The following is a 24106-nucleotide window of genomic DNA, read 5'->3' as shown; positions in this document are numbered from 1 at the left end:
CGCCCGGTCATGCGGAATGCGGGGCGGGAAGGGCATGAATGGCGCGTGCTTACCATGATATATTGCCCTTATGAAGCAGGTGGAGCCCCCTTGGCAGGCTGTTTTGAATCGCTCAAACCTCTCGCTCCCGGCATCAAATCATATTGCATGGCGGAATGTAATTCGTAATGTGGAATGGTGACGCGCCTGATCGGCGCATTGCGGGCATGGCCCGTTTCCGGTGTGCGGAAAAGTTTCCGATGGTTTCGCGATGGTCCTGAAAAGGCATGGCGGCCATTTCCAGGAGGATGATTGTCATGGGTGGCTCGCGCGGCGAAAGCGTCGAGGATCGTCAGGGTTTGCTCGCGCAAGATGATCATATGCGCGATATGGAGCGCATTCAGATGGAGGTGGTGAGCATCACCCGCCCCACGCCCACCGTGGCGCGTGTGACGGCCCGTATCGCCCCGACCAATCCGGATGCGTGGTGCCGCCCCAACCTTGCCATGCGGATCGAGGTGGAGACCCCCGAGGATGCCCGCCCGGTTTCCCGTGTCTATACGGTGCGCAGTTTCGACCCCGAGCGCAGCACGATCGAGATCGATTTTGTCGTCCACCCCGATGACAGCCCCGCCATGCGCTGGCTGGCGCAGGCCGGGCCGGGCACGAAAACATGGTTTGTCGGCCCGCGCCCCCACTTCCTGCCGGATTATGAGTGCGGGCGAAAGATCGCCATCTTCGCCGATGAAACGGCCATTCCCGCTGTCTATGCCATTCTGAATGCGTGGGAGCAGCCGGCGCGCGGCGTGGTCTATGTCGAGACGACCGACAGGGCCGCCTTCGAGGAGCTGCCGCAGGTTCCGGGCGTTGAGAACCACCTCTTCCTGCGGGGAGAGGATGAGCAGCCGGGCAAGACCCCCTATCTGCTGGATGCCGCGCAGGCCCTGCCGGAGCCCGGTGCGTGGAGCATCTGGGCGGCGGGTGAGCGTGAGGTGGCGCGGGCCATCCGCAAATATTTCGAGGGCCATGGGCTGGGGCGCGATGAAATGCGCGTTTTCGGCTATTGGCGCCACGGCGTCAGCAGCTCGCAGATCGACCGCGCCCGCCTTGGCCACTATAGTGGCATCCGTGCCCGCGGTGAGGGGCTGGAGCGGTTCGAGGATCTCGACCTGCCCGTGTGATTTCCCGGAAGGCGTGGTGCCCGGCATCACGCCTTTTCGCGCGTTTTGAACATGAAGACTGATGATGCATTTCACCCGATACGCCCTGACCGTTGCGCTGGCCGCCCTGTTCCTTGTCCCTGGCCCGCATCTGGCGCGCGCGCAGGACGCGCCATGGCCGCGCACCATTGCGCATGAGGCCGGTGTGGTGGTGGTGGAGAAGCCGCCGCAGCGTATCGTGTCCACCACTCCGAGCGTGACGGGCATCGTTCTGGCCATCGGCGCGCCGCTCGTGGCCACCGCGGCGACGACGCCCACCCGGCTGACCGACGCGAAGGGCTTTTTCTCGCAATGGGCGCAGGTGGCCGATGAGCGCGGCGTCAAGGTTCTGTACAAGAGCCTGCGCTTCGACCCGGAAGCCATCATCGGCGCAAACCCGGATCTGGTGATCATCTCCTCCACCGGCGCGGACAGCGCGGTGCAGCATTATGCCGAACTGGAGGCGCAGGGCATTCCCACCCTGGTCGTCAACTATTCCAACCAGAGCTGGCAGGAGATCGCCACCCGGCTCGGGGTTGCCACCGGGCATGAAAAGGGTGCGGCGGACGCCATTGCCCGCTTCAATGACCATGCGGCACAGGTGGCCGCAGGGCTGGATATTCCGGATCTTCCGGTGAGCATTGTCGGCTACAATCTGGGGGGCAGCTATTCCATCGCCCGGCCGGAGAGCCCCCATGCCCAGCTTCTCTCCTCGCTGGGCTTCAATGTGGTGGGGCTTCCCACCCACCTCTCCGCGCAGGTGACGCGGCGGTCGGATTTCGAGTTCGTCTCGCGCGAGAATCTCACGGCCGCCATTGGCGGGGACGTGGTGTTCCTGCTGAATGGAACGGATGCGGATGTCGAGGCCTTTCTGGCCGATCCGGTTCTGGCCAATCTGCCGGCCGTGCGGGAAAAGAGGGTTTATCCTCTTGGCCCCACATCCTTTCGGATCGACTATTATTCGGGCCGCGAGATGATCGATCTGGTTGCGCAACATTTCCGCAAGCACTGAGCCGTTTGAATGAGTGTTGAGGCGACAGCCGGCCGGGCCCACCGGCACAGGGCCCTGGCCTGGCGGCGCTGGGGTTTGCCCGGCGCGCTGGTGCTGCTGCTGGCCGGCATGGTGCTGAGCATCGGCATCGGCTCGCGCCCGGTGCCGATGCAGGAGATCATCTCCGCATTCCGGGCCTATGATGCCCACAATGACCTGCATCTCATCATCCGCACATTGCGGGTGCCGCGCACGCTGGTTGCCGTCATGGCCGGGCTGGCGCTGGGGGTTGCCGGGGCGATCATGCAGGCGGCAACCCGCAATCCGCTGGCAGAACCGGGCCTGCTCGGCATCAATGCCGGAGCGGCCCTCGCCGTGGTGCTGAGCGTGGCGGTGTTCAACATCTCCACCATGGCGCACTATGTGTGGTTTGCCTTTCTGGGCGCAGGGCTTGCAGGGGTCGCGGTGTTTCTGCTCGGGCAGGCGCATGAGGCCGGCACCAATCCCGTGCGGCTGGTTCTGGCCGGGGCGGGGCTCACGGTCATGCTGGGCTCGGTCACCGGCATCGTGCTGCTGAATGTGCCGCTGACGGTGTTCGACAATTTCCGCAACTGGTCTGCCGGCTCGCTTGAGGGGCGGGGCAGTGACGTGCTGGGGGTGCTGGCGGTTTCGGTGGCGATCGGGATGGGAGTTGCCTTTTCGATTGCCGGAAACCTGAATGCGCTGGCGCTGGGGAAGGATCAGGGGCTGGCGCTCGGGGTGAATGTGCGGGCCACATGGTCCCTGTCCTGCCTGAGCGTGATGCTGCTGGCGGGTGCGGCGACGGCGGCCGCCGGGCCCATCGGCTTTGTCGGGCTGGTGGCGCCGCATGTGGCGCGCATGATCTGCGGGCCGGACTATCGCTGGATCCTGCCCTATTCGGCCGTTCTGGCGGCGATCCTGCTGCTGGGGGCGGATGTGATCGGGCGGATCATCGCCATGCCATCGGAGGTCGCGGCAGGCATCATCGCCTCGCTCATTGGCGGGCCCTTCTTCGTCTTTGTGGTGCGGCGCTTCAGGCTGAACAAGCTATGAGCGCGCCCCTTCCATCGTCTCTCCGGCTTGGCCCGGTTTCCTTCCGCTACCGGGCGCGCTCCATCATGGTGTGCGGTTTGCTGCTGGCGTGCCTGCTGGCGCTGGCGGTGGTGCTGCTGGGGACGGGCACGCTGTCCTTCACCCCGGCGCAGGTGATCTCCAGCCTGATGGGGGGTGGAGATCATGCGATGGCGGACCGGGTGATCCAGCGCATTCGCCTGCCGCGCGTGCTCACCGCCCTTCTCGTGGGGGCCTCGCTGGGCATGGCCGGCTCGATCTTCCAGTCCATCTCGCGCAATGCGCTGGGGTCGCCCGATATTATCGGCTTCACCTCCGGGGCGGCGACAGGCGCGATCGTGCAGATCATCCTGTTCAATGCCGGGCCGCTGGAAACCGCGCTGGCGGCGGTGGTTTCGGGGCTGCTGACCGCGGTGCTGGTGTTCGTGCTCTCCCTCAAGGGGCGCAGCACCGGGGGCTACCGTCTGGTGCTGGTGGGCATTGGCGTCGGGGCCATCCTGTCCGGCCTGAATACGGTGCTGCTGGTGATGGGCGATCTGGATCAGGCCATGTCGGCCCAGATCTGGCTTGCAGGCTCGCTCAGCACGCGCACATGGTCTCATGTGGTGCCGGCCGCCATCGGATTTGTGGTGATCGCACCTGTCGCCATCATTCATGCCCGGCAGGTCAACCTGATCGAGATGGGGGATGATGCCGCCCTTCAGCTGGGTGTTTCAGTGGAGCGCACAAGGCTGGTGGTGGTGATTGCAGCTGTTGCCCTCACCGCGCTGGCGACAGCGGCCGCCGGCCCCATTGCCTTCATCGCCCTGGCCGGCCCGCAGCTTGCCCGGCGCCTGACGCGTGCGCCCGGCGTGCCGCTGGTGGCCGGTGGGCTGATGGGGGCGGTGCTGCTGCTGGCAGCGGATCTTCTGAGCCAGCGCCTGCCCTTGCAGATCAACATGCCCATTGGCCTGACAACGGGTCTGCTGGGCGGCTTCTATCTGCTGTGGGTTCTGGTGCGCAGCCGGAAGATATAGGCTGCATCAGCATCTCCACCCGCGAGCCCCGCATCATTGCAAGGATGGGCAGGGGCGGGAGGGCGGCCAGAGCCGCCGGCGATATCATGGCGTCTTTGGGCATCCAGTCAGCAATTGCGGACGGCGGGAAGCTGTAAGAGCGTATGAATGGCGACCCCAGCAGGGTTCGAACCTGCGACCTAGTGCTTAGAAGGAAGTTTTTCTAGCGCTTTTTATCCCTTATCTTTCATAGCGCTGCGGGCCTGCTGCGGTTCTTGTTCGGGACTTTTTCGGGACTTTGTGCGACGATCGTGTTCAGCGCGACGAACCGCCTCGTCAGCTTGGCGTGCTCGCATTGCTTCTGCGACGTCGTCCTTCATGGCGTGCGCGTACCTCATTGTGGTTTTGATATCTGTGTGACCGAGCATTTCTTGCACTGCCTTTAGATTTTTTGATGCACGCAGTGTTCGGGTCGCACCAGTGTGACGCAGGTCGTGTATGCGCAGATCGTTAAGGCCCGCCTTGGCGACCGTTCTGGAAAACCTCGTTCCAAATCCCGCATATGTTATGGGATATCTCTGCCCCCGAACGAAGTCTCGCCCGGATCGTGCACACTTGCGGGTTCGCTGTGCCACATAGGTGAACACAAACGTTTCGTGGTGCCCTTGTAGCGGCCACAGGATTTCAGTGATTTCAGGTGTGATCGGGATGATATGTGGCTGATCAGGGTGCCTGCATCCATAGACAGCAGACGGGCAGCACCCACCAACGCAGGCCGCGCTTGGGTGAATAGACCGCGGTGGCGAATGTGTTGCGTGAGCCCTGAGGGCCAGCGACAAAGAGCCAGTCTCCATCCTCATATACGACCCCGTGGCCGATGCTGATCCCGTCGCCGATGCTGGCCCCGTCGCCGATGCTGGCCCCGTAGCCGATGCTGGTCCGGGGGCCGATGCTGGTCCGGGGGCCGATGCTGGCCCCGTCGCCGATGCTGACGTCCTTGCTGATAACCGCGTTCGGCCAGACAACTGCATCCGCAGGGATCGTTACGGATGGATCAACATTCGCGGACACAGCGACGATGCCGCCCCCTGTTCCGTCCGGGTTCTTCCAGCGCCGTGCTTCAGCTCCGCGCCAACCACCGAATTTGTGGGTGAATGTCTCGCTCATGCCACCACCCCCGCGAGAGAGGCGAGCACGTCAGCCCAGAGATAGAGCGATGTGCAGAGGGCAGTGAATGCGATGCCCGCAGGCAGTTCTCGCAGGGTGTCGGTGAAATCGGTGAGCATGGCGGGTCTCCCGTGGTGATGGGCAAACCATAATGGGCAAATGCCCGCCACGTCAACATCAAAAATGGGCAAAAGCCCAATTCTGCCCATTCTCCTAATTGTTCTTGATTTGTTCGCAACCCTGAGTCAGCGTTAGGCCATTCAGGGAGGGGCCCATGACTCAACAGGTGATCTTTTCAGTGATTGCATTTTCGACGGGCAAGCGGGGGCGCATCATCGGCCGAACGCCCGTGCAGGCACGCGATGAAGGTCACGCCCGGCGCACGGCAGAGCGCCTCAGCGCGCGGCATGTAGGCGTGATCGCCACAGCCTGCGTAGTGGATATAGAGGCGGAAAGTTGGGGCGAGCCAGTAGTGCTGGCCAGCTATGGGCAGGTACCGGATATGGAGGCATGAAAAAGCCCCGCCGGAGCGGGGCTTCCAAACTGAATTATATAATTAGGCGGTCAGCCGCAGGCGCTTTTCAGCCTCGCCTTGTCAGGCTGCTCGCCCCCAGAGCTAGGGTTGTCGGTTTTTGCAGGCTTTCTACGAAGCGCCGCATTAATTTCCGGGTCACGGGTCCACGCGCGGACATGACCGGAAAGCCGCTTCTGGGCGCCTGTCATCAGCTCAATTTGCCGATCTCTGTCCATGAATTTCTCCTGCGATCCTTATGGATCCAAACACTGCCATTTTCATCCAATTCGGTCCATATACCAAATATGCTGACCGTGGAATGAATTTGGGTGGCTTACTTTATATCCGCATGCCTCCACCGTTTGAGCAACCCTATTGTGCTTTAAAAGCGCCGGCTGCGGCAAATTAGCGTCATGCGTACACATATATATGCGACTTGGTTGTGTCATTTTTACGAGGTTCGCTACGCAAACTAAAATTACGCTTAGCACCGATCCTCGATCAAGGCCCTGAATAATATGTGAAGTTGCTTTCCCCGACCAGAACGTCGTTGGCTCTTCATCCGCATAGGCGTCCGCCGCGAGAATGCAAAAGATAAGTTCGACATCACCCCCACCACCTGGCTCTAAGCAAACCATTGCCGAGTAAATGGTGTCATCCTCATCATCGACGCCTATCCGAACTATTGCGACGCGGCTACTGCCCCGCTGAGCAACCTCAACATCAAAGCTATTGCCAGTCAGCGTACAGACAAAGCCCATCATTCACTCCCCGAGGGACAACCGATGCGCTGCATATAATTATAAGGATCGGAGGGCAACCTAAACAATCCTCCTACAACCTCACCCCCGCCTCTTATAGCTCCCGACCACAACGTGGCACGTCTGCCAGTCGCCCTTAAGCACCGACCACTCGCGGGGTGGGTTGAACTGCTTCAGGTGCCATTCGTCGGCATTCCATCCAACCAGGCGCTTCACCATTGCCTCGGCATTGCCCTCGATTGAGCCGCCGTGGAAATGGTCGAAGAACACAGCATCGCGCCCCCTCACCGGCGGAAGCCCCGGATGGATCAGGAGCATGTCTCCCTGCTCATAGACCGGCTCCATGGAATCGCCGCTCACCAGCATTCCATACGCACCGGGAACGCCCTCCAGAATGGATGGCCGCTTCACATATTCCACGGGGTCGGTCGTGATGATGAGGTTGCCATCACCCCCTTGCGCCGCCCCATAGATTGGGAAATCGCGCGCGCCTACCAGCACGTGGCCGGGGATAATGGTGGGCTTGAAAGTCGAGGGGCGAGCATTGGCGTCTGGAGCTGGTGATGCTGACGCGTCTTCAGTCAGCCACTCAGGCGGGTGTCCGAGAACAACAGCGACGCGGCGCAGATTCTCCAACTTCCCACGATTCCGCTTAAGCGCGTCGCGGACATAAGTCTCATTCAAGCCAGCAGCTAGCGACACCTCTTTCATGTCGCGGGCCTGCCGCTCGATCTCATCAGCCAGTTTTTTTCGCCAGTCGCTCATGATGGGAAATTGCCCACAAAATTAGCTTATGTCGAATGGGAAAAAGCCCATTGAATTGGCGGGCATTTGCCCATTAAATTATCCCTATGAGTGAGACAGAAAAACTCCTGCGCGAAATCGAGGTGTTCCTTAAGTCGGCCACGATCTCGGCAACGACTTTCGGACGCAAGGCCGTCAACGACGGGAAGCTTGTCCCGCGTTTGCGCGGCGGTGGATCTGTGACCCTCGACAAGGCTGCGCACATTCGACGTTGCATTGCAGCCATGTCCGCCCCCGAACAGCGGAGGGCGTCATGATCTCACACCTCCACACCCATCATGCTGCGCACCTCGCGCGCCAGTTCGCGGATCATGGCCGCAATGCCGGGTTCATCATCGCGGCGGTAGCGCGCCTCACTCTCCATCAGGGCCAAGGCGGCGTCAATATCGCCAGGACGCTCGAATTTCCAATGAATGCCATATGGCCCTCCCGGCCAAACTGGGCCGCGACATGCGCGTCCCTCTTTATTTGTCCGCGCTGGACAAGGTGACCCCCAGCGGCCGACCCGCCAAAGTTGTCCGCTGGGGTTTTTGAGTACGAAGAGCCGTCCGACCCTCAAATCAGACGATACGAGGGTCGGAGATGAAATTTTCACAATTCTCATGTGAGCGCAAAATGGCCGCCTTAACTGCAACCGACGAAATGAGTGTTGGCCTTCGCCGCCTCGCGGAGCCGGTGCGGGCTGGTGAAAGCATCAAGCTTCTTATCGCACGTGCCGCACGCCGGGCGGGTATGACCTATAGCCGGGCTTATGAATGCTGGTACAGGCGAGCCAGGGTGGACGTATGACGGGGTGCAATTCCATGAGCCCAAGACAGACGCAGCGCCCGCCAGCGTCTCGCGCCGCCAATTCCGCCTGCAATTGCTCGCGCTGGGCCTGCTGGATCAAGTCGAGGGCTGGATAGATGCCCAGCCGCTGGCAACCCAGATCGCCTATGAAAGCAGCGCCACGTTCGTGCGCGACGACACCATGATGCAGGCGGGGTTTGATGCGCTGGGGTTTGAGCCGGCGCAGGTGGATGCGTTTTTCGCGGCGGCTGCGGGGCTGTGAGGCTGCCGTAAATCTCCGCCTGCCCAGCCCGCCTCGCGTGGGCTTTTTTGTGCCCGGCCGCCTCTCGCGCGCCGGGTTTTTTGTTGCCTGAAAGGAGGCAATATGTCCCGCGCGGTTGATTATGTTCGCCGTTTTGCCCCCCGCGCTCGCCCACAATATGTGGCGGCGTTCGAGGGGGGTGATGCGCTTTTTCTGAAATATGGGGTGAAGACGCCTCTGCGGCTCGCGCATTTTCTGGCGCAGGTGCTGCACGAAACGGGCGGGCTCACGGTCCTGCGCGAGAGCGGGAACTATTCCGCAAAACGCATTCTGGAGGTGTTCGGCGTGGGCCGGCATTCCGCCCGTGTGACGCAGGCTGAGGCGGGGCGGCTCGCCGGCAATGGGCCGGCCCTGTTCGAGCGGGTCTATGGGCTGGGCAACCCGGTCAAGGCGCGGGCGCTCGGCAATATCGAGGCCGGTGACGGCTGGCGGTTCCGGGGCAATGGAATCATGCAGACCACGGGGCGGTTCAATCACGCCCTGATGGGCCGGCAGGCGGGGCTCGGTGACCTGTTCGAGCGGGAGCCGAACGCGGTGACAGCGGCCGAATATGCGCTGATCCCCGCGCTGGTCGAGTGGCAGCGGGGTGGCTGCAATGCCCTGGCCGACGCCAATAACCTGCTGGGCATTTCCCGTGTCATCAATCTGGGCAACGCCAGGAGCGCGGCCATGCCGAATGGGATGGATGACCGGCGGGCGTGGTTCAACCGGCTGTGGCCGGCGATCCGCGATGGCGGCTTTTCTCTGGCGCAATCTGATGGCCCCGTCACGATCGCCGATGTGGACCCGGCGGACGGCCTGTCTGCCGGCGAGATCCGCGCCGTCCAGCAGCGGCTGCGGGATCTGGGCTATTCGGAAACGGGCCGGGTGGATGGGCTGTGGGGGCCGCGCACCATTGCCGGGCTGAGCGCATTTCAGGCCACATCTGGCCTGCCCGTTAGGGGGGCGCTGGACAAGAGCACGGCGGCAGCCCTCACCACGGCGGGGCCGCGCCCGGTGGCAGAGGAGCGCGCGCGCGTGACGGCGCAGGATCTGGCGCAGCGCGGGGACGTGGTTGTCAAATCGACCGAACGTATCCGCCTCGGCTCAATCCTGATGATGCTGGTCTCGGTCATTGTGGGGATCGCTGACCAGATCACGGCGGCGCTGGGCTATCTCTCGCCGATCCAGTCCGCGCTGGGTGAGGTGCCGCCCCTGCTGTGGGCGCTGCTGGTTCTGGTTCTCGCGTTCGCCCTGTGGTGGACGGCCCGCAAAGGGGAGCGGGCCCGGGTGGATGCGGTGCGGCGGGGCGTGGATGCGGGGCCGGCATGAGCGACATTCTGGCATTCCTGATCGGCGGGCACTGGTGGCCCGCCGTCATTCTTCTGGCCGGCGGGCTGGGCTTCGGGGCGATTGCGCTCCGGTTCGGCCTGCGCCCGGCCGTGGCGTGGGGCATTGCGGCCGCCGCGCTGTTTGTTGACCAGCGGGCCGCCATTCGTGGCGCCCGTGCCCAGAGAGAACAGGACAGGGCGGATGCGGAGCGGCGGGCAAAATTGCGGGAGCGCGCGGCGGGTGAGCTGGCGCAGATTGATGCTGATGAGCTGCGCCGGCGCGCTGCTCGCTGGGTGCGCGACAATGGGGGCGGCGCCGGAGACCGAGTGCCGGGGGCGCGATCCGATCCTGATCAATGAGGCGGTGATTGCGGCACTGGACCGCGACCAGCTCGCGCGGCTGGTCGCTCATAATGAAACGCTGGAGCGCGAATGCGGGGCCAGGCCCCCGAGGGGGCGGTGATGACAACAGAGGTACAGGCGGCAGCGCGGGCGTCAGATGAGCCAATCGTTATCACGCGGCGGGAGCTGGTTTCTCTCGTCGAGGATGCGGCAGAGGAGGCTGGCCTTCGGGCGGCGCGGCGCGCCCTTCAGGAGGTGGGGCTTTCCATCTCCGATGAAGGGCGGCGCGAGGAAATGCGCGCAGACCTGACGCACCTGCGCAAGTGGCGGCGGGCGTTTGACCGCGCGGCGGTGACGGTGGGCACCGCCCTGCTTATCGTTGTGGTGGGTGGACTGGGCAGCGTCCTGTGGCTCGGCTTCAAGCTGCACATTCTGAAGGAGCCGCCGTAGGGCAGGGGCATTGGCTCGAATCTAGGAACGAATAACGAACATTCTTCGGGAATTTTTCGGGACTTTCTGCGACGAAACTCCCAGACTTGCCCCTTTTGTTCCTGTTTCATCATGCGTTGGTTATGTGCCGGTTGGCTATTAACAATCTGAAATATAATGAAAAAGGTGGCGACCCCAGCAGGGTTCGAACCTGCGACCTAGTGCTTAGAAGGCACTTGCTCTATCCAGCTGAGCTATGGGGCCGGCGCTTTGTCCCGGCGATGGGTGGGGCGGGGAACGCCCGTGCCACCGGCAGTCCTTGTGCGGGCCGGGCATATGGCGCGATGCCAGCGTGAATCAGGCCCGATCAGCACATTCATGAAAAGACATGCCGCACGCCGAAAAGCAACGGGCGCACCGGAGCGCGCCCGTCCTGTGCGGAAAAGCCGCTGTCAGTGTGTCCACTGGCCCATGCGGTTGAAGGTGAAATTGTCGGAATAGGCGATGCGGGCCCGCTTCGGCTCATGCGGCTCATATACCCGATAGGGAATGTTCTCCCGCTCGGCATAGGCCACGGCCTCTTCCTTCGTTTCGAAGGTGAGGTGAATCTGGCTCCGCGCGTCGGTGGTGGAGGTGTAGCCCATCAGGGGCTCGACCTGGCGCGCCTTTTCGGGTTCGAATTCAAGCACCCAGTGCTTGGTCTTGGCGATGCCAGACTGCATCGCGTTGCGCGAAGGCTTGTAGATGCGTGCAACCATGTCTCTCAGCCCGGATCAGTGTACCCGCCTGGTCCGGCACACGAAGCGCCGGTCCTTGGTGAAGTTCTATAGTGGGATGGCGCGGTTATGACAACCAATGCCCGGCATTGGCCCCCAGCCCTTCCCGCATGCCCTTCCGTAAGGCCATGAGCCAGAAGCAGAGGGGCTATCGGTCCGGCAGAATAGCCATTTGCCTGCTGACAGGTTAAATGTGCACTTCCACGTTCATTTCAAGATCATCAGTGTATCAGGATCCTTTTCCATGCCCCTCACGCCCCAAGAGCATCGCTGGAATGAGCAGAATGTGCTCGCGGCCTCCATTGCGGTGACCATCCTTCTGGCCGTGATCGGTGTTGTGTTTGGTTTTATTTCCGGCTCGCTCTCCATCGCGTTTGATGCGGTTTACAGTTTGATTGACGCCAGCATGAGTGTACTGGCGCTTTTCGTTGCCCGCCTCATTATGACTTCGGCGACCTCGGGCCATCTGGCCCGCAAGTTGCAGAACCGATTCACCATGGGCTTCTGGCATCTGGAACCCATCGTGCTGGGTCTGAACGGCACCATTTTGCTGACGATTGCCGTCTATGCGCTCATCAACGCCATCAACAGCCTGCTGGATGGCGGAAACGTGCTGGTGTTTGACGAGGCCATCCTGTTCGCGGCCTTCGCCTTTTTCATCAGCACCTTCATGACCGGGCTGGAATATGTGCTGAACAAGCGCATCCGTTCCGATTTCATCGCGCTCGATATCCGCTCATGGCTGATGTCGGCCTGTATTTCGGCGGCGCTGCTGGTGGCCTTCTGCATTGGCTATGCGGTGCAGGGCACACCCTATGAGTGGATGTCGGTCTATGTGGACCCGTTCACTCTGGCGGTTGTCTGCGTCTTCATCATTCCGCTGCCCATCGGCACTGTTCGCCAGGCCTTTTCGGAAATCCTGCTGGTCACCCCGCCGGATCTGAAGCGGCAGGTGGACGAGATTGCCGCTGCCGCGGTGAAGCGTCATGGCTTTCTCTATTACCGCGCCTATGTCGCCAAGGTCGGGCGAGCCAAGCAGATCGAGATCTATTTCGTCGCCCCGCCGGATGCCCCGCCCCGTCGACTGGAGGAATGGGATATCATCCGTGACGAGATCGGCGATGCCATCGGTGATGAGGGGCCGGACCGCTGGCTGACCATCGCCTTCACGGCGGACCCGGAATGGGCCGAATAGGCCGCCCGCACTGCCCCAAACAGGCCGCCCACCCCATGGGCGGCCTGAGGTTTTTTCAGGTCCCTTGTTCGCCATCGAATCGCGCCAGCGCGCTTCGTCCGGCTGATCCGCGCATGGGCGCCATGGAACGGGGGCGGATGGCGGATGGAGAGCAGGCCGGGCGGCCATATCAACATTCTTTTTCTGCATTTTAGGGTTGCAAGGGGGCGTGCAGCGGTGCGCGGCGTTCTTGCGGGCATTCCTCGCAAAGGCTGATGGGCGCTGCATTTCCCCATTTTTCGGCCGTGAAATCTCCGGATGCAGGCAATAATCAATCTGAATTTTCGATCAAATGTAGAAATATAAGCATGTTGATTGATTATTTTGCCGCATCAATCCTGTTCCTGTCACGCAAAAGGCGTGCGGGAGCATGTGATGTTCAAGGATCAGAGTGCCTCGTCCTCTCATGAGGACACGTCCATGGTGGAGCAGCCCGCATCCGCTGCCCGACCCTTTCTGACGCAGGTTTTCGGGGGCATTCTCCCCGGCCTGGGGCTGACCCTGGCCATCGCCCTGTGTGCCTATGGGGTGCGGCTGGTGCCCGGGCTGGAGTTTTTCAGCCCGCTGGTCATCGCCATCGTCATCGGCATGGCTTTTCACAATCTGGTCGGCACGCCGGCCATTGCGACACCGGGGGTGAAGTTCGCCCTGCGGCGCATTCTGCGCTTCGCCATCATGCTGCTGGGCCTGCAACTCACGTTCGAGCAGGTGCGCATGGTGGGTGGCACGGGTTTCCTGATCGTGGCCGTGGTGCTGTTCGCCAGCTTCTTCTTCACCCGCCGGGTCGGGCGGATGATGGGGGTGGACGCAAAACTCTCCGAACTCATCGCCTCCGGCACGGCCATTTGCGGGGCATCCGCGGTCATCGCCACCAATACGGTCACCCGCGGGTCGGATGAGGATGTGGCGTATGCGGTGGCCTGCGTCACCGTATTCGGCTCGCTCTCCATGCTGCTGGCGCCGGTGCTCCTGCCTTATACCGGCTTTGACGCGCAGGCATATGGCCTGTGGACCGGCTCTGCCATTCACGAGGTGGCGCAGGTGGTGGCGGCCAGTTTCCAGGGGGGGCAGGAGGCCGGAGAGTTCGGCACGGTGGCCAAGCTCTCGCGCGTGATGCTGCTGGCACCGCTGGTCATCGGCCTTGGGGCGGTGGCGGTGTGGCGCGCGCGGGGCGACAGGAGCGCCGGCCATGCCAGCCCGCCCCTGCCGTGGTTCGTGTTCGGCTTCGTGGCCCTTGTCTTCGTGAACAGCACAGGGGTGGTGCCGGCAGATGCCAAGCCGCATCTGGCAACCCTCACCACCTTCCTTCTGGCGGTGGCGCTGGGGGCGATGGGCCTTGAGACGGATATTCGCAAGCTGCGCATGAAGGGCCTGCGTCCGCTGGCCCTGGGCGCGGTGGCCTGGCTGTTCATCTCCGTCCTCAGCTTCGTGCTGATCACCCTGTTCATGCAGTAGGGGCTATCCGGCCAGGGTGTTCTTGTAGATGCGCCCGTCCTTCATGATGAGCCTCATGTTCTTCTCCGGGTCGCTGATCAGGGAGATGTCTTCGAGCGGGTTGCCATCGATCGCCAGAATGTCGGCATAGGCCGCCGGGGCGAGAACACCGATCCGCCCCTGATAGGGCGCGCGTCCGCCGGAAAGGGCCAGCAGTTCCCCATTGGCGCTGGTGGCCATGCGCAGGGCGCCGTCATTGCCCAGCCAGCGGGCGGTCTTGGCCAGTTGCCGCCCCTGTGTGCGGGTGCCTTCGGGATTGAACAGAATGTCGGTGCCCCAGGCCATGCTGATATCGAACCGCTGGCCCAGCTCGAAGGCATGCACCGTGCCTTCGGCAATCCTCTCCTGCATGGCCCTTTGCTCGGGCAGGCTCTTGGGGTTGGAATCATCATCGGCAAGGAAGGGCTGGATGCTCCACCATGCACCCGTATCCGCCATCTGCCGCACCGCCTCCTCATCGGCGAGCTGGCCATGCTCGATGCAGCGCACGCCATTGGACAGGGCCCGCTTGATGCCGGGGGCGGTATAGACATGCGCACACACATAGGTGCCCCAGTCCGACGCCGCCTCGACCGCGGCGCGGATCTCGCCACTGGTGAACTGGATGGAGTCGAGCGGGTCATAGAGCGAGGAGACCCCGCCCCCGACCATGATCTTGACCTGGCTCGCCCCCAGCATCAGCTGCTCGCGGGTGCGGCGCAGCACTTCCGGCACGCCATCCGCTATGGCGGAGATGCCGGCCTTTTCCGCATCGCTCATGCCCATCTCGAATGCCCGGGGCAGCTCCCGGCGGGAGCGGAAATCACCATGGCCGGAGGTCTGCGAGATCATCGCCCCGGAGGGAAAGATGCGCGGCCCGGCGATGCGGTTTTCATCAATCGCCCGCTTCAGCGCGAAGGAGGGGCCGCCCGCATCCCGCACGGTGGTGAACCCGCGCAGCAGGGTTTTCTGCGCTTCCTCGGCAGCGACGAGATGGAGATAGGCGACATCCGCCGTCATCGCGACAGTGAGCGGAATCGCGGCCAGAATGGTGTGCCAGTGGGCATCGATCAGGCCGGGCATCAGGGTCATGCCGGTGCAGTCGATCACCTCGGCATCGGCAACGGTTTCATCCGCGCCGGGCAGGGCCTTGATGCGCCCGTTCTCCACCAGAATGCTCCGCCCCTCCAGCAGGGAGGAGGAGAGGCCATCGAAGATGCGGCCATTGCGCAGCAGCACGGGGCGGGTGACGGGCTGGGCGAAGGCCGGGGAAATGGCATTCAGCAAGGGCGCGCTGGCGAGCGCGGCAAGCCCGCCCAGCACCGCGCGGCGGCTCATCGCATGGGTGATCCGGGCGCAGGCGCGCTGGACATCCGGATGCATGCAGGCACAGCCCATGCCATGGGAAAGATGCTTGTACTTGTGAGACTTCACCCAACGCATGGGGCCTCCAAATCAGCCGGCCAGAAGAAGATACAGGGTGCGGCCTTCAGGCGAATGAGACAAGCGCTTCTCCTGAAGGCGCCCCCGCATGAGGGGGCAGGGGCACTTGTGCACCCTGCCATTGGCACGCACTATGCGGTTTCCGCACATTTTTTGATCCATGCCGGGCAACGCCCCGCGCGCCTGAACATGCACCGGGAAAAGGGACAGGCCGAGACATGACACTGGAACAGCTGCGTGTCTTTGTCATGGTGGCGGACCAGCTTCACATGACCCGCGCCGCCGAGCGCCTGAACATGACGCAATCGGCCGTCAGCGCATCGGTTGCGGCGCTGGAGGCCTCCTGCGGCCTGCTGCTGTTCCATCGCATCGGCCGCCGCATCGAGCTTTCCGAGGAAGGTCGCCTGTTCCGCGCCGAGGCGGAGGCCGTGCTGGCCCGGGTTGCGGTGGCCGAAACCGTGCTGGCGGATCTTTCCGGCATGCGACGCGGGCGGCTGGTCATCCATGCCAGCCAGACCATCGCCAATTACCGTCTCGGCCCCCTGCTGCACCGCTTTCACAGCCTGTATCCGCAGATCGAGCTGGAAGTGGCGCTGGGCAATACGGCGCAGGTGGTTTCGGCGATTCTGGAAGGCGGGGCCGATCTTGGCTTCGTGGAGGGGGAGGTGGCCGCCGCGCAGATCGCCCGCCTTGCGATTCCCGGAGACCAGCTCGCGCTGGTGGTGGGGCGGGACCACCCCTGGAAGGGGCGCGCCAGCATTGCCCCGCAGGATCTGCTGGAGGAACCCTTCGTGCTGCGGGAGGCGGGCTCCGGCACGCGGCAGGTGTTCGAGGATGCCTTGCGCGGTGCGGGCGTGGACCCGGCCGCCCTGAAGGTCTCGCTCGCTTTGCCGTCCAATGAGGCGGTGCTGAGCGCGGTTGCGGCGGGGGCGGGGGCGACGGTGATTTCCGATCTGGTGGCCGCCGCGGGCCTTGCCGCCGGAACGCTGCATCGCCTGCCCCTGGCCCTGCCGCCACGGCGCTTCTATGCCCTGCGCCATTCCGACCGCTACCATTCGCGCGCCGCCCGCACCCTTCTGGATCTGGTGCGTGGCAAGGAGGCGGAAGAGCGGACGGAGGGGTGATTCGCTCCCGGTGCGGCCCGTGCCCCGGCAGGGCGCGCATTGCCCCTGCGGCAGGAGGGGAGCGCGGCAATGGGCGTGGATGTCGCCTCGGCCCGCATGTATCCGCTTGTCGCTACACGCGGCCAATGCTATGCGGCGCAGATGACCGCCAGCGCTCAAAAGAACATCCGCAACTTTTCCATCGTCGCCCATATCGACCATGGAAAGTCCACCCTTGCCGATCGGCTGATCCAGATCACCGGTGGGCTGACCACCCGTGAGATGACCGATCAGGTGCTCGACAATATGGATATCGAGCGCGAGCGCGGCATCACCATCAAGGCGCAGACCGTGCGCCTCTCCTACAAGGCGAATGATGGTGAGACCTATACGCTGAACCTGATCGACACCCCCGGCCATGTCGACTTCGCCTATGAGGTGAGCCGCTCGCTCGCCGCCGTCGAGGGCTCCCTGCTGGTGGTGGATGCCTCCCAGGGCGTGGAGGCGCAGACGCTGGCCAATGTCTATCAGGCCCTCGACAATGATCACGAGATCGTCCCCGTCCTCAACAAGGTGGACCTGCCTGCCGCCGAACCGGAAAAGGTGAAAGCGCAGATCGAGGACGTGATCGGTATCGACGCCTCCGATTCCATCGGCATTTCGGCCAAGACCGGGCTGAATGTCGATCAGGTGCTGGAAGCCATCGTCACCCGCCTTCCAGCGCCTGTGGGGGATCGCGCGGCCCCCCTCAAGGCCCTGCTGGTGGACAGCTGGTATGACACCTATCTCGGCGTGGTGGTGCTGGTGCGCATCATCGATGGCGTGATGAAGAAGGGCCAGCGCATCAAGATGATGGGCTCCGGCGCTGTCTATGACATCGACCGGGTGGGCGTGTTCACCCCCAAGATGGTGGCGATGCAGGAGCTGGGCCCCGGCGAGATCGGCTTCCTCACCGGCTCGATCAAGGAAGTGGCCGACACCCGCGTGGGTGATACCATCACCGAGGACAAGCGCTCCTGCGCCGAGGCCCTGCCGGGCTTCAAGCCGGCCCAGCCGGTGGTGTTCTGCGGCCTCTTCCCGGTGGATGCGGCAGACTTTGACGACCTGCGCGCCGCCATGGGCAAGCTGCGCCTCAACGATGCCAGCTTCTCCTACGAGATGGAATCCTCGGCCGCGCTCGGCTTCGGCTTCCGCTGCGGCTTCCTCGGCCTGCTGCATCTGGAGATCATTCAGGAGCGGCTGGAGCGCGAGTTCAATCTCGATCTCATCGCCACCGCGCCTTCGGTGGTTTATGAAATCTCGCTCTCGGACGGTTCGGTGATCGACCTGCACAACCCGGCGGACATGCCGGACGTGATGAAGATCACCGAGGTGCGCGAGCCCTGGATCCGCGCCACCATCATGACGCCGGACGAGTATCTGGGGTCTGTGCTCAAGCTGTGCCAGGACCGGCGCGGCAACCAGATCGAGCTCACCTATGTCGGCTCGCGCGCCATGGTCACCTATGACCTGCCGCTGAACGAGGTGGTGTTCGACTTTTATGACCGCCTGAAGTCCATCTCCAAGGGCTATGCCTCGTTCGACTACAACATCACCGATTACCGCGCCGGTGATCTGGTGAAGATGTCGCTGCTGGTGAATGCCGAGCCGGTGGACGCGCTCTCCATGCTGGTGCACCGCACCCGTGCGGAAAGCCGCGGCCGGGTGATGTGCGAGAAGCTGAAGGATCTCATTCCCCAGCACATGTTCCAGATCCCGATCCAGGCCGCCATTGGCGGCAAGATCATTGCCCGCGAGACCATCCGCGCTTTGCGCAAGGATGTGACCGCCAAGTGCTATGGCGGTGATATCAGCCGCAAGCGCAAGCTGCTCGACAAGCAGAAAGAGGGCAAGAAGAAGATGCGCCAGTTCGGCAAGGTGGAGATTCCGCAGGAAGCCTTCATCGCCGCGCTCAAGATGGATGAGTGAGGCGGCCTTCGCCGCATTCCGGGCATGGAAGGTGGGCGGGGGATGTCTCCGCTCACACGCGCCTCAGTAGGAGCGCAGCTTGATGCCCCAGCGCCCCTGCTCGCAGGTCACGATCCACATATTGCCGTGGCTGCTGATCACCGAACCGTCCCGGCGGTTCCGGCTGTACACAACATGCATGTGCACCTTGCGCGGGCTGACAAGCACCGCCTCCTGACGCTGGTATCGCGTTTCGGCCCAGCCCGTCTTCCGGCTCAGCTCATCAAAGAAGGACGCCGGCAGTTTGCCCGGCTCCTCCCAGATCACCAGCTCTTCGCCGGACAGGATGACATGCGGGAAATGCAGATATGCATCCATGCCCGCAAGATCCCGGACATTGAAGCGGCTGGTGAAACCATTCAGGCAGGCCACCGCCGCCGCCACCATCTCCGCTTCAGGCCCGTTGTCGTCCCGCGGCTGGAAAAGAGCATCCGACATTTTCTGTCTCCCGGGCATCCTGTTCCGGCTGCGCGCCCGTCGCCTGAATGACAAACCCCCGCCTGCATGACAGACGGGGGTGTCCACAAAACCGGAAGAGGGCGCCAGCCTCAGGGGCAGCGCACATAGATCATGGTGCCATAGCGCCCGGCCACTTCCGGATCGACCCATTTGAGCACCATCACATCATTGTCCTTGCGCAGGATCTGGCGATCGCGCGGGCCGCCGGCCGGGTCTTCAGGCGGGCCAAGATAGGTCGGGCCGCCGGCCGCCTTGGAAACGACCTCGGTCAGCTTGTTGTCATCGGCCAGATACATCAGCACGCCGCCATGGTTGCCGCCGGTGATGACATAGGGGTTCGAGCACTGGCCGCGCGCCTGCCGTTCTGTCCGGGTGGCGTCATCCGGGCGGTGATAGGAGGCAAGGCCCCAGCGCCCGATGAACTGGTCCGGCGGAATCGGGCTGCTATATTGCGGGAGGGCCGGGGCGGGAGGCTCCATGACGCCGGTGCTGCAAGCGGCGAGGGTCAGCGCCATGACGGCCACCGCGCCACCGGTCAGAACGGGCCGGGAGCTGCGTGCGGTGCGCGCGTTCGTCCATGCAAGCTTCGCATTCATGAGTTACTCTGAGGCCTCCGCCGTCTTTGTTCCGGTTTCACGCCGTTTCCATCACTGCCTGCCGGGAGCTTATCGCCTGAGGGCCTGGGCGTCGATGCAGGAAAACGACCGAGAGTGAGCGTGCCGAAACGCCACTGTCTTTACCATAGCGCAGATCCGTTACTGGTTCGTATCTCTCTGCAATGGCTTGATTTGCCTGTTGTGGACGCAAAAAACGAAAAAAGTTGGGACACAGCCCCCTTGTCCCGTCTTGACGGACAGGGAGCGGGTGCTTATCTGCGGCTCGTGTCTGGCACTCGCCTCGTGAGAGTGCTAGCAACGGCCTGTCCAGGCCATAATCCAGTTTCGATGAGGAATTGATCCATGTCCTTCCGTCCCCTGCATGACCGCGTGGTTGTGAAGCGTATCGAGGCCGAGCAGAAGACCGCTGGCGGCATCATCATTCCTGATACCGCCAAGGAAAAGCCCCAGGAGGGCGAGGTTGTGGCTGTAGGCCCCGGCGCACGTGACGAAGCCGGCAAGCTGGTGCCCCTCGATGTGAAGGCGGGCGACCGTGTGCTGTTCGGCAAGTGGTCCGGCACCGAAGTGAAGATCAACGGTGAAGACCTGCTCATCATGAAGGAAAGCGACATCCTCGGCGTTGTCGGCTGACACCATTTGATGCTGGCCCCCATGGGCCGGAACTGCTGATAAAAACCAATTCAGGAGGCCATTATGGCTGCCAAAGACGTCAAGTTTTCTGCCGATGCGCGTGAGAAGCTGCTGCGCGGCGTGGATATCCTTGCCAATGCCGTGAAGGTCACGCTCGGCCCGAAGGGTCGCAATGTGGTGATCGAGAAGTCCTTCGGCGCCCCGCGCATCACCAAGGACGGTGTGTCGGTTGCGAAGGAGATCGAGCTCGAGGACCGCTTCGAGAATCTCGGCGCCCAGCTCGTACGTGAAGTTGCCTCCAAGACCAACGATCTGGCTGGCGACGGCACCACCACGGCGACCGTTCTGGCCCAGGCCATCGTGAAGGAAGGCGCCAAGGCGGTTGCCGCCGGCATGAACCCGATGGACCTGAAGCGCGGCATCGATCTGGCCGTGGCTGCTGCCATCAAGGACATTCAGGGCCGCGCCCGCAAGGTGTCCGCTTCTTCCGAAGTGGCGCAGGTTGGCACCATCTCCGCCAATGGCGACACCGACATCGGCGAGATGATCGCCCATGCCATGCAGAAGGTCGGCAACGAGGGTGTCATCACCGTCGAGGAAGCCAAGACCGCCGAGACCGAGCTGGATGTCGTTGAAGGCATGCAGTTCGACCGTGGCTATCTCTCCCCGTATTTCGTCACGAATGCGGAGAAGATGATCGCCGATCTGGAAGAGCCCTACATTCTCATTTTCGAGAAGAAGCTCTCCGGTCTCCAGCCGATCCTGCCGGTTCTGGAAGCTGTCGTGCAGTCCGGCCGTCCGCTCGTCATCATCGCCGAGGACGTGGAAGGCGAGGCTCTGGCCACGCTCGTGGTCAACAAGCTGCGTGGCGGCCTGAAGGTTGCTGCCGTCAAGGCTCCGGGCTTCGGCGATCGCCGCAAGGCCATGCTGGAAGACATCGCCATCCTCACCGGTGGTCAGGTGATCTCCGAGGATCTCGGCATCAAGCTTGAGAACGTGACCCTGGCTGACCTCGGTCGCGCCAAGAAGGTCATCCTCGAGAAGGAAAAGACCACCATCGTCGATGGCGTTGGCGAGAAGGCCGGCATCGAGGCGCGCGTCGCCCAGATCAAGGCCCAGATCGAGACCACCACGTCCGACTATGACCGCGAGAAGCTCCAGGAGCGTCTGGCCAAGCTCGCTGGCGGCGTTGCCGTCATCCGCGTCGGTGGTTCCACCGAAGTGGAAGTCAAGGAGAAGAAGGATCGCGTGGACGACGCGCTGAACGCCACCCGCGCTGCGGTGGAAGAAGGCATCGTCCCCGGTGGCGGCGTGGCCCTGCTGCTCGCCAAGCAGGCTGTCGAGGCCCTGTCCTCCGACAATGCCGACATTGCTGCCGGCCTGAAGATCGTCCTGCGCGCCCTTGAGGCCCCGATCCGCCAGATCGCCCAGAATGCTGGCGTTGAAGGCTCCATCGTGGTCGGCAAGGTGCTCGAGAGCAAGGATCCGAACTTCGGCTTCAATGCCCAGACCGAAGAGTATGTGGACATGATCGCCACCGGCATCGTGGACCCGGCCAAGGTCGTGCGCACCGCCCTGCAGGACGCTGCCTCCATCGCGGCTCTGATCGTGACCACCGAGGCTCTGGTGGCCGAGCTGCCGAAGAAGGAAGCGGCTCCCGCCATGCCCGGCGGCATGGGCGGCATGGGTGGCATGGACTTCTGATCCAGCCCTCCGCGGATATGAGTATGAAGGCGCGACCCTCAGGGTCGCGCCTTTTTTCATGCCCGGACGTCTGTCCGGATGCCATGGCGGGATCAGGGGGGCAGAATCGCCCGCATGCGGGTGAAAGGCAGGAGGCGCCAGGAGGGGTGGCTTGGGTGCCCGCTTAGAGGGCATCACGCCCTGAAGCCGGGCCATATTGATGAATAGGCGCAGGAGACATTTCCGGCCGGGGAGGATGATGGGTCGGAATCCGGCTGTCAGTCTGGTTGTAATGGTCTGGTCATCTCTTCAAAAATGGATGGAAATAACAGGCCATTTGTCAGCTAGAACCCATGGGAGGAATTGGCCGCATATCAGGATTCAGGGGCGCACGATCATCATGTCCACCCGCTCGCCGTCACCATCTCCCATCCGTCTGAATGATCTGACGCATCCCGTTGTTGCGGGCATGATTTCGGTCATCGTCAATTATGGGGGCACATTCATTCTGGTGTTTCAGGCCGCGCGTGTCGCCGGGCTGAGCCCGGAACTCACGGCATCGTGGGTGTGGTCGGTTTCGATCGGTGTTGGCCTGACCGGGCTCATTCTGAGCTGGCACTATCGCGAGCCGATCATCACCGCATGGTCCACCCCGGCGGCGGCGTTTCTTGTCACCGCGCTCGCCACGACCCCCTATGAGGAGGCGATCGGGGCCTACATGATCTCGGCTGTCGCTTTCGCCCTGCTGGGCCTCTCCGGATATTTCGAGCGGGTCATACAATTGATTCCACCCGGAATCGCCGCGGGCCTGCTGGCCGGAATCCTGTTGCAGTTCGGCATCGGGGCCTTTGGCGGAGCGAGCGTTGATCCGCTGCTGGTTGGCCTGCTCATCGTGGCCTATGTGCTGTTGAAGCGATTCTCCGCCCGTTATGCGGTGGTTGGCATTCTTGGGCTGGGGCTGGTGTTTCTCGTCACGCAGGGGCGGGTGGACCTGTCCGGTCTCGAGCTTCAGTTCGCCGCGCCAGTCTTCACAATGCCCGCCTTTTCCCTGAATGCGCTTTTGAGCGTGGCGCTGCCGCTGTTCCTCATCACCCTCACCGGTCAATATATGCCGGGAATGCTGGTGCTGCGGAATGACGGCTTCAGGACAAGTGCGAATCCCATCGTCACCGTCACGGGGCTCGGCTCGCTCATCATGGCGCCATTCGGCTCTCACGCCTTCAATATTGCGGCGATCACGGCTGCAATCGCCACGGGCCGGGAGGCGCATGAAGATCCTTCCAGACGCTGGATCGCCGGTATTGCGGCGGGAATCTTCTATATTCTGGTCGGGGTGTTCGGGGTGACGCTGGCCGCGGTCTTCATGGCCTTCCCGGCAACCTTCATCACGACGCTGGCCGGTCTGGCGCTGCTCGGCACCATTGGCGGAAGCCTTTCCAGCGCCATGGCGGACCCGGCCTATCGCGAGGCGGCGCTCATCACCTTTCTGGCGTCGGCCGCCAATATCAAGCTGCTTGGTATCGGAGGGGCATTCTGGGGGCTGGTCATCGGCCTTGTGGCATATGCGGTTTTGAACGGACGTTTGCCGCGCCGCGCAAAGACTGAACTGGCGGTGGGTGAAGAGGCCGCCGAATGAAGGCTCCAAAGAGTGCTGTTCCAGGTCAGATTCTCTGACCGGTTTGCGAAAAAGGGAGGTGATCCGGCGGCAAAACCCCGATATCCGGTTCACCTCCACGGCTGGCGCGCCTTTTTTCCACATTTTGGAAGTTTTTGATATTGTTTATGAAAGCGGGGAATAGGGCGGTATTTTCCCCAGGGTGTCATCTGGGTTTCATTTTTGTTTGCGGGGCGGGTTGACGGTTTTGGTTGGGTGGTTCTATAAAGCGCTCACCAACGACGAGCCAGCGCCGCTCACCGCAAGGGAACGGCGCGCTGGGTCGTCTCTGAAGCTTCCCAGCTTGACTGAGTTCGGGTTTTCCGGTTAGTTAGCCGGGCGAGGAAGTTTCTG

The 24106-nt window shown here is 62.8% G+C and carries 26 protein-coding genes and 1 tRNA gene; 16 read left to right on the top strand and 11 right to left on the bottom strand.

Annotated features, from left to right (window positions below):
* Positions 1–296 precede the first annotated feature (296 nt).
* From ACT6QG_RS12085 to ACT6QG_RS12070, 4 genes are all read left to right on the top strand, one after another.
* Positions 297–1160: a siderophore-interacting protein gene (locus tag ACT6QG_RS12085; protein WP_444977828.1), complete on the top strand. Its 864-nt coding sequence runs from the start codon at positions 297–299 to the stop codon at positions 1158–1160.
* Positions 1161–1221: 61 nt separating this feature from the next.
* A complete protein-coding gene (fepB, locus tag ACT6QG_RS12080) occupies positions 1222–2190 on the top strand; it encodes a Fe2+-enterobactin ABC transporter substrate-binding protein (RefSeq protein ID WP_444977827.1) in 969 nt (322 codons plus the stop codon).
* 9 nt (positions 2191–2199) lie between these two features.
* On the top strand, positions 2200–3243 hold the full coding sequence (locus ACT6QG_RS12075) for a FecCD family ABC transporter permease (RefSeq protein WP_444977826.1): 1044 nt from the start codon (positions 2200–2202) through the stop codon (positions 3241–3243).
* Positions 3244–3308: 65 nt separating this feature from the next.
* A complete protein-coding gene (locus ACT6QG_RS12070) occupies positions 3309–4277 on the top strand; it encodes a FecCD family ABC transporter permease (RefSeq protein ID WP_444978276.1) in 969 nt (322 codons plus the stop codon).
* A gap of 212 nt (positions 4278–4489) precedes the next feature.
* Here the strand turns inward: ACT6QG_RS12070 and ACT6QG_RS12065 are convergent, their stop codons facing one another.
* The 3 genes from ACT6QG_RS12065 to ACT6QG_RS12055 all read right to left on the bottom strand — a co-directional run bounded on the left by ACT6QG_RS12065 (position 4490) and on the right by ACT6QG_RS12055 (position 5542).
* Positions 4490–4891 (bottom strand): tyrosine-type recombinase/integrase, encoded by a 402-nt coding sequence (locus tag ACT6QG_RS12065; RefSeq protein WP_444978275.1) that lies wholly within the window; start codon positions 4889–4891, stop codon positions 4490–4492.
* Between the two features lie 88 nt (positions 4892–4979).
* Positions 4980–5423, bottom strand: coding sequence for a hypothetical protein (locus ACT6QG_RS12060; protein ID WP_444977825.1), 444 nt, complete (start codon positions 5421–5423; stop codon positions 4980–4982).
* Entirely contained in the window at positions 5420–5542 is a 123-nt protein-coding gene (locus tag ACT6QG_RS12055) for a hypothetical protein (protein WP_444977824.1), read from the bottom strand. Before ACT6QG_RS12055 ends, ACT6QG_RS12060 begins: the two co-directional genes overlap by 4 nt.
* Positions 5543–5697: 155 nt before the next feature.
* Between ACT6QG_RS12055 and ACT6QG_RS12050 the strand changes: the two genes are divergently transcribed.
* Positions 5698–5937, top strand: a complete 240-nt coding sequence (locus ACT6QG_RS12050) for a hypothetical protein (RefSeq protein ID WP_444977823.1) — start codon at positions 5698–5700, stop codon at positions 5935–5937.
* 50 nt (positions 5938–5987) lie between these two features.
* Here the strand turns inward: ACT6QG_RS12050 and ACT6QG_RS12045 are convergent, their stop codons facing one another.
* The 3 genes from ACT6QG_RS12045 to ACT6QG_RS12035 form a co-directional block, all read right to left on the bottom strand.
* On the bottom strand, positions 5988–6173 hold the full coding sequence (locus ACT6QG_RS12045) for a hypothetical protein (RefSeq protein WP_444977822.1): 186 nt from the start codon (positions 6171–6173) through the stop codon (positions 5988–5990).
* Between the two features lie 42 nt (positions 6174–6215).
* Positions 6216–6701 carry a hypothetical protein gene (locus ACT6QG_RS12040; protein WP_444977821.1) on the bottom strand — a complete coding sequence of 162 codons (486 nt, stop codon included), beginning with the start codon at positions 6699–6701 and terminating at the stop codon, positions 6216–6218.
* A 78-nt stretch (positions 6702–6779) separates the two neighbouring features.
* A complete protein-coding gene (locus ACT6QG_RS12035) occupies positions 6780–7463 on the bottom strand; it encodes an XRE family transcriptional regulator (protein WP_444977820.1) in 684 nt (227 codons plus the stop codon).
* A gap of 832 nt (positions 7464–8295) precedes the next feature.
* On the opposite strand from ACT6QG_RS12035, the gene ACT6QG_RS12030 reads away from it, so the two are divergent.
* The 4 genes from ACT6QG_RS12030 to ACT6QG_RS12015 all read left to right on the top strand — a co-directional run bounded on the left by ACT6QG_RS12030 (position 8296) and on the right by ACT6QG_RS12015 (position 10694).
* Positions 8296–8553 (top strand): hypothetical protein, encoded by a 258-nt coding sequence (locus ACT6QG_RS12030; protein WP_444977819.1) that lies wholly within the window; start codon positions 8296–8298, stop codon positions 8551–8553.
* Between the two features lie 102 nt (positions 8554–8655).
* On the top strand, positions 8656–9903 hold the full coding sequence (locus tag ACT6QG_RS12025) for a peptidoglycan-binding protein (RefSeq protein ID WP_444977818.1): 1248 nt from the start codon (positions 8656–8658) through the stop codon (positions 9901–9903).
* Positions 9900–10262 carry a hypothetical protein gene (locus ACT6QG_RS12020; protein WP_444977817.1) on the top strand — a complete coding sequence of 121 codons (363 nt, stop codon included), beginning with the start codon at positions 9900–9902 and terminating at the stop codon, positions 10260–10262. Before ACT6QG_RS12025 ends, ACT6QG_RS12020 begins: the two co-directional genes overlap by 4 nt.
* Before the next feature lie 72 nt (positions 10263–10334).
* On the top strand, positions 10335–10694 hold the full coding sequence (locus ACT6QG_RS12015) for a hypothetical protein (RefSeq protein WP_444977816.1): 360 nt from the start codon (positions 10335–10337) through the stop codon (positions 10692–10694).
* A gap of 166 nt (positions 10695–10860) precedes the next feature.
* Here ACT6QG_RS12015 and ACT6QG_RS12010 read toward each other — a convergent pair.
* A tRNA-Arg gene (locus tag ACT6QG_RS12010) sits at positions 10861–10937 on the bottom strand.
* 188 nt (positions 10938–11125) lie between these two features.
* Positions 11126–11431: an ETC complex I subunit gene (locus tag ACT6QG_RS12005; protein ID WP_444977815.1), complete on the bottom strand. Its 306-nt coding sequence runs from the start codon at positions 11429–11431 to the stop codon at positions 11126–11128.
* Positions 11432–11693: 262 nt separating this feature from the next.
* Between ACT6QG_RS12005 and ACT6QG_RS12000 the strand changes: the two genes are divergently transcribed.
* Together ACT6QG_RS12000 and ACT6QG_RS11995 are read left to right on the top strand one after the other, a co-directional pair.
* The gene (locus ACT6QG_RS12000) at positions 11694–12644 is read left to right on the top strand and encodes a cation diffusion facilitator family transporter (RefSeq protein ID WP_444977814.1); all 951 of its coding nucleotides are present in this window, start codon (positions 11694–11696) and stop codon (positions 12642–12644) included.
* A gap of 414 nt (positions 12645–13058) precedes the next feature.
* Complete coding sequence (locus ACT6QG_RS11995) at positions 13059–14138, top strand: YeiH family protein (protein WP_444977813.1); 1080 nt, start codon at positions 13059–13061, stop codon at positions 14136–14138.
* 3 nt (positions 14139–14141) lie between these two features.
* Here the strand turns inward: ACT6QG_RS11995 and ACT6QG_RS11990 are convergent, their stop codons facing one another.
* Positions 14142–15599 carry a metal-dependent hydrolase family protein gene (locus ACT6QG_RS11990; RefSeq protein WP_444977812.1) on the bottom strand — a complete coding sequence of 486 codons (1458 nt, stop codon included), beginning with the start codon at positions 15597–15599 and terminating at the stop codon, positions 14142–14144.
* A 218-nt stretch (positions 15600–15817) separates the two neighbouring features.
* Here ACT6QG_RS11990 and ACT6QG_RS11985 point away from each other — a divergent pair, with 218 nt between their 5' ends.
* Together ACT6QG_RS11985 and lepA are read left to right on the top strand one after the other, a co-directional pair.
* Positions 15818–16723 carry a LysR substrate-binding domain-containing protein gene (locus ACT6QG_RS11985; protein ID WP_444977811.1) on the top strand — a complete coding sequence of 302 codons (906 nt, stop codon included), beginning with the start codon at positions 15818–15820 and terminating at the stop codon, positions 16721–16723.
* 141 nt (positions 16724–16864) lie between these two features.
* On the top strand, positions 16865–18670 hold the full coding sequence (gene lepA / locus ACT6QG_RS11980; RefSeq protein ID WP_444978274.1) for a translation elongation factor 4: 1806 nt from the start codon (positions 16865–16867) through the stop codon (positions 18668–18670).
* A gap of 63 nt (positions 18671–18733) precedes the next feature.
* Here the strand turns inward: lepA and ACT6QG_RS11975 are convergent, their stop codons facing one another.
* Both ACT6QG_RS11975 and ACT6QG_RS11970 read right to left on the bottom strand, forming a co-directional pair.
* Positions 18734–19147, bottom strand: a complete 414-nt coding sequence (locus tag ACT6QG_RS11975) for a hypothetical protein (protein ID WP_444977810.1) — start codon at positions 19145–19147, stop codon at positions 18734–18736.
* A gap of 110 nt (positions 19148–19257) precedes the next feature.
* Positions 19258–19764, bottom strand: coding sequence for a hypothetical protein (locus ACT6QG_RS11970; RefSeq protein WP_444977809.1), 507 nt, complete (start codon positions 19762–19764; stop codon positions 19258–19260).
* A gap of 363 nt (positions 19765–20127) precedes the next feature.
* Here ACT6QG_RS11970 and groES point away from each other — a divergent pair, with 363 nt between their 5' ends.
* The 3 genes from groES to ACT6QG_RS11955 all read left to right on the top strand — a co-directional run bounded on the left by groES (position 20128) and on the right by ACT6QG_RS11955 (position 23734).
* Positions 20128–20415 (top strand): co-chaperone GroES, encoded by a 288-nt coding sequence (gene groES, locus ACT6QG_RS11965; protein ID WP_444977808.1) that lies wholly within the window; start codon positions 20128–20130, stop codon positions 20413–20415.
* Positions 20416–20478: 63 nt separating this feature from the next.
* Positions 20479–22119 carry a chaperonin GroEL gene (groL, locus tag ACT6QG_RS11960; RefSeq protein WP_444977807.1) on the top strand — a complete coding sequence of 547 codons (1641 nt, stop codon included), beginning with the start codon at positions 20479–20481 and terminating at the stop codon, positions 22117–22119.
* Between the two features lie 379 nt (positions 22120–22498).
* On the top strand, positions 22499–23734 hold the full coding sequence (locus ACT6QG_RS11955; RefSeq protein ID WP_444977806.1) for a benzoate/H(+) symporter BenE family transporter: 1236 nt from the start codon (positions 22499–22501) through the stop codon (positions 23732–23734).
* Positions 23735–24106: the final 372 nt, after the last annotated feature.

It is taken from the genome of Haloleucobacter ellipsoideus (assembly GCF_052491725.1).
This window is presented reverse-complemented; position numbering and strand designations above follow the sequence as displayed.